Source organism: Phycisphaeraceae bacterium, assembly GCA_020639155.1.
Classification (GTDB): domain Bacteria; phylum Planctomycetota; class Phycisphaerae; order Phycisphaerales; family UBA1924; genus JACKHF01.
The window spans coordinates 655251-667364 of the sequence record JACKHF010000002.1; the positions used below are offsets into that span (position 1 = coordinate 655251).

General features: G+C 56.1%; 11 protein-coding genes. 4 read left to right on the forward strand and 7 right to left on the reverse strand.

Annotated elements, in window-relative coordinates; translation table 11 throughout:
* Positions 1-8: 8 nt before the first annotated feature.
* On the reverse strand, positions 9-1520 hold the full coding sequence (locus H6815_13405; protein MCB9861435.1) for a hypothetical protein: 1512 nt from the start codon (positions 1518-1520) through the stop codon (positions 9-11).
* A gap of 37 nt (positions 1521-1557) precedes the next feature.
* Complete coding sequence (locus tag H6815_13410) at positions 1558-2022, reverse strand: nicotinamide-nucleotide amidohydrolase family protein (GenBank protein MCB9861436.1); 465 nt, start codon at positions 2020-2022, stop codon at positions 1558-1560.
* A 112-nt stretch (positions 2023-2134) separates the two neighbouring features.
* Between H6815_13410 and map the strand changes: the two genes are divergently transcribed.
* Positions 2135-2971: a type I methionyl aminopeptidase gene (gene map / locus H6815_13415; GenBank protein ID MCB9861437.1), complete on the forward strand. Its 837-nt coding sequence runs from the start codon at positions 2135-2137 to the stop codon at positions 2969-2971.
* Positions 2972-2975: 4 nt separating this feature from the next.
* Here map and H6815_13420 read toward each other — a convergent pair whose 3' ends face one another.
* The 3 genes from H6815_13420 to H6815_13430 form a co-directional block, all read right to left on the reverse strand.
* The gene (locus tag H6815_13420) at positions 2976-3293 is read right to left on the reverse strand and encodes a hypothetical protein (GenBank protein ID MCB9861438.1); all 318 of its coding nucleotides are present in this window, start codon (positions 3291-3293) and stop codon (positions 2976-2978) included.
* Between the two features lie 167 nt (positions 3294-3460).
* Positions 3461-4279 (reverse strand): N-acetylmuramoyl-L-alanine amidase, encoded by an 819-nt coding sequence (locus tag H6815_13425; GenBank protein ID MCB9861439.1) that lies wholly within the window; start codon positions 4277-4279, stop codon positions 3461-3463.
* Positions 4280-4432: 153 nt separating this feature from the next.
* Positions 4433-6448 carry an ABC-F family ATP-binding cassette domain-containing protein gene (locus tag H6815_13430; GenBank protein ID MCB9861440.1) on the reverse strand — a complete coding sequence of 672 codons (2016 nt, stop codon included), beginning with the start codon at positions 6446-6448 and terminating at the stop codon, positions 4433-4435.
* 164 nt (positions 6449-6612) lie between these two features.
* Between H6815_13430 and H6815_13435 the strand changes: the two genes are divergently transcribed.
* Positions 6613-7389 (forward strand): DUF481 domain-containing protein, encoded by a 777-nt coding sequence (locus tag H6815_13435; GenBank protein ID MCB9861441.1) that lies wholly within the window; start codon positions 6613-6615, stop codon positions 7387-7389.
* Between the two features lie 93 nt (positions 7390-7482).
* Here the strand turns inward: H6815_13435 and H6815_13440 are convergent, their stop codons facing one another.
* A complete protein-coding gene (locus H6815_13440) occupies positions 7483-7980 on the reverse strand; it encodes a hypothetical protein (protein MCB9861442.1) in 498 nt (165 codons plus the stop codon).
* Between the two features lie 302 nt (positions 7981-8282).
* On the reverse strand, positions 8283-9482 hold the full coding sequence (sucC, locus tag H6815_13445; GenBank protein MCB9861443.1) for an ADP-forming succinate--CoA ligase subunit beta: 1200 nt from the start codon (positions 9480-9482) through the stop codon (positions 8283-8285).
* A gap of 100 nt (positions 9483-9582) precedes the next feature.
* Between sucC and H6815_13450 the strand changes: the two genes are divergently transcribed.
* Together H6815_13450 and H6815_13455 are read left to right on the forward strand one after the other, a co-directional pair.
* Positions 9583-11316 carry a hydroxymethylglutaryl-CoA lyase gene (locus H6815_13450; protein MCB9861444.1) on the forward strand — a complete coding sequence of 578 codons (1734 nt, stop codon included), beginning with the start codon at positions 9583-9585 and terminating at the stop codon, positions 11314-11316.
* 28 nt (positions 11317-11344) lie between these two features.
* Complete coding sequence (locus H6815_13455) at positions 11345-12112, forward strand: enoyl-CoA hydratase/isomerase family protein (protein ID MCB9861445.1); 768 nt, start codon at positions 11345-11347, stop codon at positions 12110-12112.
* Positions 12113-12114: the final 2 nt, after the last annotated feature.

A 12114-nucleotide genomic window follows, 5' to 3' on the forward strand; every position in this document is an offset into this window, starting at 1 on the left:
GTAACTGATTACCTTGCCAGATGCTGTTCGAGCAGGATCTCACAGGCTTTCCACGCGACCTCGGTCCACGGCGCAATCTCAACAACTTTCATGAGTTGCCGATTTGCGATAGCCTGATCAAACCGCTGGCGCTGGACCATCTGCTCGTATGACTCCATCGCCTTTGTCGCTTCCTCGGTTGCCTTCGCTCGTTCTTCCCGCAACGGCTCCTCAACCCACTCTAGCGCAGTCAGAAACTGGCCAGCTGTACACATCTCATGTCCCATGTCGTACTCAAAGACACGAACATCAAGCCCGTCCTTTTTCATGTCTCGCTCGCGAGCCTTCATCGATTCGTAGTTCCCGTCACGAGGGCCTGTCACTCCAGCGATACGGTGCCCCTTCAGCATTGCAAGCAGTTGACGAGACGGTCTGCCGATATCAGCACGCCAGTACAATCCATTCCCTGCAGAAGATGCCATGTATGTTGACAGCGCAACATCTGCAACGCTGCCATCAAAGATATCGGGAAAGCACTGGGTCACAATGGTTGCAATGCGTGCGCCACCGGAAATTCCTGCGGTGTAGATGCGTTCCCTGTCAACAGCAAATCGCATGCACACGTTCTGTACCGCGTCGAGTGTGAGCTGGCATCTGTCCGCGTACGGTCGATTGTTCCCTGAGTTTGCAGCACTCACGCAGATCAGATTGTGCGCATCGGCCGCATTGAACAGCTCATTTCGAGGCGGGCCATAATCAACCGCGTCAATCCACACAATCAATCCAGCGGGCTTGTCAGGCGTGTACCCGACCGGCAATCGAAGAAGCAGTTCTTCATTTGAAAGATCGACTGCAGCAGATTCCGTCACAACCACCCTTCCACCGCCGAGACGCTCCTTCAGCGTGTCCTCATTCAGGTGTATCCATGATGGAAACAGCGGTTGAGAAAGTGTGACAACCTCGCCCGGACGCGGTGCCCGTGGGGACCCTCCCTGCACATCTTCCGATTCGGCAGGATTCACATTGCAGAGTGACCAGTTCCACGCAAACTCGGCGAACCGCTCTCGGTCGAGTTCAATCGCCATCGGTCGATCACGCGGACCGTCGATATCCCGTGCGAGGAGAACACCCTTCAGATCGCGCCCGATCTCTACCCGCTTCCACATTTCGCTGCGCGCACTTTGCATATGCAGCACCCACAGCCTTTGCGTTTCCTCGGTCCATGTTGTTGCTGGTTGGCGTGGCATCGGTGTTGCAAGCAAACGACCAACTGATCGTGAATCAAGCACCTCCACTGCTCCTTGGAGTTGCAGCAGCATGCTTGGCCAGCTTGTGTCAATATCCGGCAGTGTCTCGGTAAATCCAACGATGATCGTCGTCGGTCGCACCCCATTGACCTGAAAAACGGACTGCGGCGTCTCCTGCTCCAAGTTCTGAAGATCACGCTGTCCTGCAGCGCCCATCGCGCTTGCAAGGAGTACCAAAACGCACACAATCAAGGAGTGACGAGTTGAGAGCATGCCTGTTTCGGTGCGCACCATCGCTGTAAGTTCCTCCGTCGCGCAGCCTCTCTACCAATCACGAAGTCGGGTGTTCATATTCGAGATTCGCTGGAGATTTTTCACAAACCAGAGCCAGTATCCATTGCAGGACCGTCTGCACGGTCAAAACACGAACCGACTGTCGATCTCCCGGAAAAATAAAGTGCCGCGCACTCGTCAACTTGCCGTGTCTTGCGAGTCCGATCCACACGGTTCCGACTGGTTTCGTTTCGGTTCCACCATCAGGTCCGGCAATCCCCGTCACTGCTACCGCGATATCAGCACGAGCTCCTTCCAGTGCACCATTCGCCATCTCAATCGCGCACTGTCTGCTGACTGCGCCGTGCTGCTCCAGCGTCATTGCACTGACGCCGATTGCCCGTTGCTTCATCTCGTTGGCATATACAATGAATCCGCCTGCAAAGCACGCAGACGAGCCCGCCACACTTGTGATTGTCGCGCCGATCAATCCACCGGTGCATGATTCTGCAACAGCGAGCATGAATCTCTGCTGTGATAGCGCACGCACAACGTCCTGCGCAAGCGGGGAGTTATCCGGGATCGTGTCCACGGATCATCATAGAGAGCCTGCCAGCCTATGATGGCATCGAATCATGCGTGCCCCGACAAAGACCAATCTCGTCACATCACCAGCCGATGTCTCGCTCGCTGTAGAAGCTGCAGAGAGAGTCGTCCTTGTACACCAACGTGTATCAGCAGTGCTGAAGGCTGGCATGACGCTCGCGCAGGTGGATAAGCTTGTCGCCCAGGCTCTTGCCGATCTGCAAAGCAAATCCTGCTTCCTTGGGTATCGCGTGCCGCGCACGCCGCCGTTCACCTCGCACGCGTGTCTCAGTGTGAACGACTGCATTGTCCACGGCACAGCCGGCTCATACACAAAGCCTCTGGAGCGTGGCGATCTATTCAGCATCGACATCGGCGTGAGCTACAAGGGCTGGATCGGCGATGCCGCATGGACCTATGCCATCGGTGAGTATCCATCCGACGAGGCAAAGCGGTTAATGGATGCTGGCAAGGAATCACTCCACGAGGGCGTGAAAGAGCTGCACCCGAATAACACATACAAAGCGTGGGCCGAGCGGGTTGAGCACATCGTCGAAGAGAAGTACGGCTTCCATTTAACGCTCGGGCTAGGTGGGCACGGCTACGGACGCATCCTCCATCAACCGCCGTACATCTCAAACTCTGTCCCAGGCTGGATGGGTGAATGGCCCGATGGCTCACGCCAGTGCAAGCCGGGAACGCTTGTCGCGGTTGAGCCTATGCTCGCGATCGGCACCGGCCACACAAAGCAGAAGCGCGGGGAATGGCCTATCTACACTGCTGACGGCTCACTCAGCGTGCATTACGAACACGATGTGCTCATTACAGAAGACGGCCCGCGCGTTCTGACACAGGGCCTTGAAAATCTTCCCGATGTCGTCGGCTGAATCCTCAGTCGCCACCAAGCAGTTCGAGTACCCGCATGCGATCAGGATCCGCAACCGGTTCACTGGTTGATGTGCCAAGGAGCATTGAACGCAACCGCTCCATCTCGTTTACAGAAGGCTTCCCTGCTTCGGCTGCGGGAGCAGCATGCCGCTGTGATCGTGCGGAGATATGCGCTTCATCCGTTTGCTTCGGTGCGTTGTCCTCAACCGTGTCCACCTTCGGTGTTGCACGTGCTTCACGAAGCAGTTTGAGTAGTTCCATCGCACTGGCATTTGTCTGGGATTGTGATTGAACGCCAGCAATGGGATTGATATGTGTCATCGTGTCGCTCCAAACGGAAAATCGTGTTTCAGCGACTACGCAAGCATCATGCCACATGTAAAAGCACAGATGTTGAATATGCAAATGCAGGACTTGCGCGTTGATCGCGCAAGAACAAACGCCATCTGATCGGATTGCGCAGGTGTTCCGAGCTTCATATGGATCGGTCAGGCGCGAACGCGGGAAAGCCCGCCCGTCTGACTGCGGAGACCAAGCATGACATTCTGCAGGTTTGTGCCCGGGCAGAGCGTGCGCCCGAGTTCTCTGTGCGTGTAGACCTTCGAGACTTGCACGCGATACCGCGACATCGATTCCGTGAGAAATCGCTCCAGCGATGCCATTGCTTCGGTTGATGGACGCTCGTGCATGAAGTTGCCCATGACCATCACACCGAGGTTGCGTGGATTGGCTTCCTTCACGTGCGCACCCTGCCACTGAACAGGTCTGCCTTCCCACACGTTGCCCATTGGGTCAATGATGTAGTGGTACCCAATGTCAGCCCAGCCGCGAGCCAGATGCCCCGAGCGGGTTGCGTTCAGACGGCGGGCAACATCGTTCTTCGTTCGCAAGCCTGCATTATCGATCGCGTCGTGATGCACTGTGATGCGTTCGATCGCAACCATCGGGTCAGCCAGACGTGCGATCACTCCCTCTTTGGTCCACGACGATCGCGGCATCGCCATCGGGAATGGAGATGCGAGCCCCATCTCGGGTGTCACATCAGCACGTGGGCGGGGATCAACGTATCGACTCGTCACAGGATCCGCGGTCGCGTTCTCTCTTGCCGATTTTGAACTCCAGACACCCGGGATGTACGTCATGCTCCCGCTGCGTGTTGAACAGCCTGAAAGCAGACCGATGCCAGCTACACCAACTGCCGACGACAGCATCATCCGGATTGCCTGTCTGCGACCGGTGGGGACAGATTCATTCTCGATCCGAACCGGTTGGCCGGAGAGATTCACAAACTGATCTGGGCTTTGCATATGTCCCGTTCCATCGGCATTCTGGCCGGTTCGAGTCCACCTGTTTCATATGATCGGTGCCCCTTGGTGCGGAGCAAACCACAAGTGGAGATCGTAGAGCAGGTTGCCGGTTTCATCGAACGTCGTTGCTGGTCCAGAAACCGCAATTCCACATTAACCGTCAGCCCGACGAAGCCACTCCGCCTCGTGCTGATCCAGTGATTCCTTGGCCGTTTCCCGCTCGGCAATCACCTGCTTACACAAGCTCGCGTCTGTATAGACCTTCGGATCAGACATCTTCTCGTCGAGTGATTTGACAAGTGCAGAAAGCTCCTCGATCTTTTCATCGAGCTGCTCGTCACGCATCCAGCTGAGTGGGTTCCGCTTGCTCTCACCGTTGGGCTTTGCCTTAGGTTTCTCTGCTGCAGGCTGTGGCTGGGCTGTCTGCTTAGGAGTCGATTGATGACTGGTTTGGTTGACACCAGCATCAGCAGGCTGCCCGCTCGATTCCAGCCACTGTGAATAGTTCCCGTGGAACACCCGCACGCGTCCATCGTGCTCGAACACAATGAGCTGGTCGCAGAGCGCATCAAGCAATGCACGATCATGGCTGATGAGAATAAGTGTGTGATCGTACTTTCCATCCTGCGATGTCGGACGAAGGGCCTGCTCCAGTCGTTCGCAGCTTGGGATGTCCAGATGGTTGGTCGGTTCATCAAGCACCAGCAGGTTCTTGCCAGAAACCATCAGCGACGCGAGTCGAGCCCTGCTGCGTTCGCCACCCGAAAGCGCTCCCATCGGCTTCTGCTGATCGCGACCTGAAAACAGAAACGCGCCAGCCAGATCGCTCGCTTCCTGCTCGGACAGCAGCTTCCCGTCGTGCGCAAGCCGATACTCGCGCTGCAAATACTCTCGCACCGTCATCTGTAGATCCATGGTCGCGTCGATCTGCTTGTAGTGCCCGATCTCGACATTCGATCCTATGCGGGAGTTGCCCTCGTCGAGTTGTTGTTCTCCGAGCAGGCAGCGCACAAGTGTGGACTTGCCCGCACCGTTCGCGCCGATCACTCCCCAACGCTCGCCACGACTGATCTTCACATTGAACTGTTCAAAAAGCGTTCTGCGATGTGCAACATTTGAATCATCTGCTGGCACATCATACCACACAGATCCATTGTTCAACGTCGCAACAATGTCACCGGAGCGCGGCGCTGGTGGTGCGACAAAGTGCAGCACACTCGCTTCGAGCGGGCGTTCGATTGACTGCTCTTCCATCTCGCGCGTCAGGCGAGATTCGCGTCCCTTCGCCTGGCGGGCCCGCTGGCCAGCCTTGAATCTGCGAATGTACTCACTCTCGCGAGCGAACTTTTCCTGCTGTTTCTCATACGCATGCATCTGCAACTGCTTGCGTTCCGCGCGCAACTGCACCATCTTTGTGTAGCTGCCGGGATACTCGATCAATCCACCGTTATCAACTTCGATAATTCTTCGCACACAATGATCGAGCAGATACCGATCATGCGAGATCAATAACACCGATCCCTGGAACTTCGTGCTCAGAAAGTTCTCAAGCCATTGCCTGCCCTCGATATCGAGGTGGTTCGTTGGCTCGTCAAGCAAAAGCAGATCCGGGTCGGCAAGCAACGCCTTGGAAAGCGCCAGCCTCGACCGCTGTCCACCCGAGAGTCCCTCAACAGGCAATGAGAACTCTTTCTGTGTGAACCCAACGCCTTGCAGCACAATCTCGACGCGATGCTGCGTTGCATATCCATCGCGTTGTTCCAACTCGTGCTGCACGTGCTCCGCCTGACGAAGCAAGCCATCGCGATCAATCTCAGCATCAGGTGCAGCATCATCAATGTTTGCGATCTGCTCGTAAAGATCATCGAGACGCTGCTGAAGATCCTGGATCGCTTCGAGCCCTTGTGCTGCTTCTTCAAGCAGGGTCATTGAACCCGAGAATACCGGATCCTGCCCCACAACAGCCATTGTGTTTCCACGAGCACGAACAACTTCACCCGAATCAGGTGTTTTTTCGCCGGTAACCAGTTTGAACAAAGTTGATTTGCCCGCACCATTGCGGCCCACAATCCCAGCGCACTCGCCGTGCTGGATTGTGATACTCACTTTGTTGAGGAGTCTCCTGTCTCCAATGGCATAACTGACGTTGGTAAGTGTGAGTGCTGGCACGTGTCATGGTAGCCTTCTGTACGTACCAACCGACACCCCCGCCCTGCACAGAATCACATGATTTGGATACACTCCGACGCTGCTGGTGGTGAGTAGCAACTGGTTGGCTACCGGCATGTTATCGTGTACTGGTTTCATCATGATCCAACTGAAGGGGAGTTCGCATGCTCAGGTTCTCACGGAATATATCAATCACGCTCGCTCTAGCGGGTTCGGCGGCATTCTCATTGACCGCACTTGCTCAGGACGAAGCGCCGCCGCCACTTGATCCTTCAACCCCTTGGCTCGAAGGCTGGAAGGGCTCGATCGATCTCGGTCTCAACGGGGCATCGGGCAATACCGAGCGTTTTAACTTCCGCGCGGGTCTGAATGCAGCACGCGATACCACTGACTACAAGACAACGTTCGAGCTCACATACAACTATGGTCAGGATGATGGTGATGAGTCTGAGAACCGTCTGTATCAGCTTCTCCGCAATGACTGGAAGTTTGATGACTCTCCGTGGGGTTTCTTCGCGCAGGAGTCTCTTGAAATTGACAGCTTTGCCGACTGGGATCAGCGACTGTCACTATTTGCAGGTCCTTCATATCAGTTTATCAAGAACGAGAAAACCTCGGTGAACCTGCGTGCTGGCCTCGGTCTTTCCAAAGAGTTTGGTGGCGAGGATGATGACTGGACACCCGAGGCGCTACTTGGTGCCGACCTCGAACACAAGATCGACGACAGATCAAAGGTCACTGCGAGTGTGGATCTGTATCCTTCACTGGATGATGCTGGCGAGATGCGCGCGATCGCAAAGGCCGCGTACGAGTATGTGCTCAGCGAAGAGAGCAACATGATTTTCAAGGCTGGCGTCGAAGATCGCTATGACTCATCACCGGGCGATGGACAGAACAGGAACGATTTTACATACTTTGCGACTGTCGGCTGGACGTTCTGATCTTCGATTGCTTATACATAATTACACACGGGGGCATTCGCTCCCGTTTTTCATTCCTCCTGCTACTAAAACTTCAATCCAAAAGCAGATAAGCTATGCTGTTACAGGGGCATTTGGCCACAGCCACGCAAACGTACCCGCAGTCAGCAGCGAGTACACAAGTCCGTCAATCAGACGACCTGGGATCTGCGACTTTGGCATGCCATGCCAGATGTACATTGGCAATGTGTACCCGGCATAGGCGAGCAATGTTGTTGCGCCGACAAGGCGGAACACGCTCAAATATGCAGCACCGGGTGCGAGCCCGGCATGCGATGCGATGTATGCCACAACGAATGATGTGATCACCGCGTGAGCGAACCAGAGTCCAAGCATCCTGCCCATGTTGGGCTTGCCCGCTGGAATTGAGAGCATGGCCCACGGCCCCTCAGCCATGCGCTTCTGTGTCTCTGGATCCTTTGCGCTTTCGTGCGAGCACCAGGGGACGTAGTAGATGCCGGTTGGCAGCTTTGTGTTTCGCACCATATCCAGAATCGCAGCTTCGTGCTCACCCGGGTTCTTGTAATCGTGCTTGTGAAGAGGTGTTGCCATCCAGATAATGCTGCTCGCAACGAAAACAATCACGGCGCTGAGCAGAATCGGTAACCACAAATCTATCAATGCCACCATTGGTATTTCTCCTTTCGCTGCATTGGAGTGCTTTCAACAATGCTCCATACGTGTACATTGTACAGAAATCAGGTCAATGCTGCTGAGGTGGGGTTTGTGTACTCGATTGGACATCTGTATCTACATGCAAATCTGCCAAAATCCCCATATTTGGCTCAAAGATAAAACCCGCTGTACATGCAGCGGGCCAAGTTGAAATGTCGTATTGCAAAGAACCGAACCGATTATCCCACCGCAGCGCACACCTTGCTTGCAGCATCGGTCAGGTCAGCTGCAGCCTGCATGGTCGGGATCTTCGACTTTGCGCCTTCGAGAATCTTGCGGCCCGCTTCGACGTTTGTCCCTTCGAGACGCACAACGAGTGGGATCTTGAATCCGACTTCCTCAGCCGCATTTACAATGCCCTGCGCGATCACATCGCACTGCATGATCCCGCCGAAGATGTTGACCATCACACCCTTCACGCCTGAATCAGACAGAATGATGCGGAATGCTTCGGTCACCGCTTCCTCTGACGCTGAACCACCAACATCGAGGAAGTTCGCAGGATCGCCGCCGTGGAGCTTGATGATGTCCATGGTCGCCATCGCAAGACCTGCGCCGTTGACCAGACATCCGATGTTGCCGTCAAGCGCGATGTACGAAAGCCCGTACTCGTGCGCGCGAAGCTCGGCCGGGTTCTCCTCATTCGGATCGGCGAGTTCCTGGATGTCCTTGTGGCGGAACAGCCCGTTGTCATCGAAGTTAAACTTCGCATCGATCGCAAGCACTTCGCCATCAGGGTGCTGCTCTGATGGCGGTGTCACAATCAGTGGATTGATCTCAGCAATCGAGCAATCTTTTTCTACATACAGCTTCGCCAGCTTCTGCATAATGCTCGCAGCCTGACGAACCTGCTTGCCCTTGAACCCGAGTCTGAACGCGACCTTCGTCGCCTGGAATCCCTGCAGACCAAGCGTGGGATGGAGTGGCTCCTTGATGATCGCGTCCGGGTTCTTGGCTGCGACCGCTTCGATCTCAACACCGCCCTCACTCGACGCGATGAGGATGTTCCGACGCGTCTTGCGATCTGTCGTAATCGCCAGGTAATACTCCTTCGCAATATCAACGCCTGCTGCAATAAGCAACTTGTTGACCGCAATCCCCTCGGGGCCAGTCTGCACACTCACCATGACATTGGATAGCATGAACTCGGCTGCTTCGGTTGCTTCCTTGGCTGACCGGACGAGTTTCACAAATCCAGCCTTGCCGCGACCGCCCGCGTGGACCTGCGCTTTGACAACGGCTAGATCAGTACCCGACTCCTTGGCGATCGCGTCGTAGGCGGATGCTGCATCGTTCGCGTTCTCGATCACTCGCCCTGATGGCACGGGGATCTTCGCGGAACTGAGCAGGTCTCGACCCTGGTATTCGTGGATTTTCATGCGATACGTGTCCTGTCTCTGGTTAGCTGAAAATGTGTGCCATCGTAGTCGCCAGACCCGCGTTTGGCCCCCTTTCCAGCATACCGACGTACCATCGAGTATGGCTCAGCGAGTGCGAATTACGGATGTCTCCCCGCGCGATGGATTGCAGAACGAGCCGCTCGCTGTCGATGGTTCACCCGTCCCAACCGCAGACAAGCTGCGCCTCATCGAAATGCTCGCTGCATCCGGCGTGGATGAGATCGAGTTGACGAGCTTCGTCCACCCAAAGTGGGTTCCACAGCTTGCGGATGCCGCTGATCTGCTGATGCTGGTTGCCGAGAGATTCGCTGGCAAACAGGCTGGGATAGATCGCCCTGTTTTTTCCGTTCTCATCCCCAACGACAAGGGGATGCAGCGATTGATCGAAGTCAACACGCAGGCACAGGATCGGTTCGGCAATCCCATCGTGGATCGCATTGCTCTCTTCACCGCTGCTAGCGAAACCTTCTCACAGAAGAACACCAACGCGTCGATTGAGGAAACACTTACACGGTTTGACCCTGTACTTGATCTAGCCCATAGAGCTGGGCTTGGCGTGCGCGGGTATGTCTCGTGCGTCATTGAGTGCCCGTTCGAGGGACCGATCTCGCCATCGCAGATCGCGGATGTTTCGAGCAGACTGTGGGAACTCGGGAAGCATCGCGGGCTCGACGAGATCGACCTTGGCGACACCATTGGCAAGGGAACCGCTGGCACGACGCAAGCCATGCTCACCGCAGTGCAGCAGGAACTCCCGCGCGAAGCCAGACTCACACTCCATCTGCACGACACATTCGGAAACGCTGCCGAGTGTGTACGGACGGCGCTCGACATGGGCATCACCTCGTTCGACAGCGCAGCTGGCGGACTTGGTGGCTGTCCGTTCGCATCGACAGACAGCACGCGCGCGCCGGGCAATATCGACACCGCATTGCTTGTGCGTACATGTACCGATGCAGGATACAAAGGCAGCATCGACACAACCAAGCTCGCGCCAGCCTCAGCCTTTGCACTGTCTCTGAAGAATCAGACTGCTAGGTCATCGTCTTCCTCATCATCTGCACTCATTGAAACGCATCGTGAGAACGGCATTCTGCACATCAGATTGGATCGCGCATCCAAGCGCAACGCGCAGACACCCGAGATGCTCACCCAGCTCGACGCAGCGATCAACGCCGCAACAGAACAGGACCGTGTGATTTTGCTCTCGGGTAACGGCCCCACGTTCTGCGCGGGATTTGATCTTTCTCTTTGCAAGGACGACGAGACCGCGCTCGATGCGCTGCTGACAGGACTCAGCAGGGTTGTGCAATCGCTTCGAACGGCATCGCAGCCTGTCGTCGTCGCGATTCATGGTGCAGCGGTTGCCGGTGGATGCGCGTTGATCGGTGGAGCAGATGTCATCGTCGCGACTCGCGATGCGAAGATGGGCTATCCGGTCGTCAAGCTCGGCATCTCCCCTGCTGTCAATGCACCGTTCATCGCGCGAGCTGGCGAACAGCACGCAACAAGCGGCGCGCGTGATGTGTTCCTCGACCCGACACTGCACACCGCTGAAGATTTCGCTCACCGCACCGGCATCGCGATAGAACTTGTGGACGATCACGATAAACTCACCAGGCGCGCGATGGATATAGCGCAATCACTCGCCTCGAAACCGCCAAACGCTCTTGCGCAGACGAAACACTGGCTCAGCGAAATCGATGGCTCACTCACAGACGCGCAGCGAGGGCTCGACGTATCGCTCTCACTCACCACGAACGACGAGGTAACATCGCTGCTCCCACACGTCTGGAGTGAACGAAAGAAATAAAAAGCTCAAAACGAAACAGGACCATTGCATGGCACCATCCGATCTTGCTCATCTCACTATTGATGACCGCGTCGCGACACTCTCGCTCAACCGCCCCGATGCGCGGAACGCGTTGAGTATCGACTTGCTCGAAGCGCTGCACACCCAGATGGATGCTGTTGAATCGCTCTGCGCACAACCTGACAGACCTGTCGTACTCGTTGTGACCGGTGAGGGGAAGTCCTTCTGCGCTGGAATGGACCTGAAAGCGGTATTAGGCAATGCCGAACTCGCGCGCACCCTGCTCACGCGACTCGCGGAACTCACGCTCCGCATTCGCGCGATACCCATGGTCACCGTTGCCAGTGTCAACGGTGCAGCGATCGGTGGCGGATGCGGTCTCTCGTGCGTGTGCGATATCTCCATCTCGCACGTAGACGCGAAGCTCGGATTCCCCGAGGTTGATCTTGGCGTGTGCCCGGCTGTGGTAGCGCCGTGGGTTGTGAGAAAGCTCGGCGCAAGCAGAGCGCGACAGGTGCTCCTCTCGGGCGGACTCATGACGGGGCAGCGTGGACACGAGATCGGACTCATCAACCACTGCGTTGCATCGCGCAATGATCTTGCAGCAAGGACGGTCGAGATCACGCACGCGATCGCGTCAGGCGGCGCGATGGCGCTCGCGGCAACGAAGGGCTTACTCAACGAACTCGATCACTCGCTCGATCGAGACATTGTGCTCAAGGGAGCGCAACTTTCTGCAGACGTACTCTCAACAGACGAGGCGCAACAGAGGCTTTCCGCAGCACTGAAAAAATAGCT

What these genes read in the sequence shown, in the direction of transcription:
- H6815_13405 (MCB9861435.1), bottom strand. Translation starts at nt 1,520, where the DNA reads ATGGTGCGCACCGAAACAGGCATGCTCTCAACTCGTCACTCCTTGATT.
- H6815_13410 (MCB9861436.1), bottom strand. Translation starts at nt 2,022, where the DNA reads ATGCTCGCTGTTGCAGAATCATGCACCGGTGGATTGATCGGCGCGACA.
- map (MCB9861437.1), top strand. Translation starts at nt 2,135, where the DNA reads ATGCGTGCCCCGACAAAGACCAATCTCGTCACATCACCAGCCGATGTC.
- H6815_13420 (MCB9861438.1), bottom strand. Translation starts at nt 3,293, where the DNA reads ATGACACATATCAATCCCATTGCTGGCGTTCAATCACAATCCCAGACA.
- H6815_13425 (MCB9861439.1), bottom strand. Translation starts at nt 4,279, where the DNA reads ATGCAAAGCCCAGATCAGTTTGTGAATCTCTCCGGCCAACCGGTTCGG.
- H6815_13435 (MCB9861441.1), top strand. Translation starts at nt 6,613, where the DNA reads ATGCTCAGGTTCTCACGGAATATATCAATCACGCTCGCTCTAGCGGGT.
- H6815_13440 (MCB9861442.1), bottom strand. Translation starts at nt 7,980, where the DNA reads ATGGCAACACCTCTTCACAAGCACGATTACAAGAACCCGGGTGAGCAC.
- sucC (MCB9861443.1), bottom strand. Translation starts at nt 9,482, where the DNA reads ATGAAAATCCACGAATACCAGGGTCGAGACCTGCTCAGTTCCGCGAAG.
- H6815_13450 (MCB9861444.1), top strand. Translation starts at nt 9,583, where the DNA reads ATGGCTCAGCGAGTGCGAATTACGGATGTCTCCCCGCGCGATGGATTG.
- H6815_13455 (MCB9861445.1), top strand. Translation starts at nt 11,345, where the DNA reads ATGGCACCATCCGATCTTGCTCATCTCACTATTGATGACCGCGTCGCG.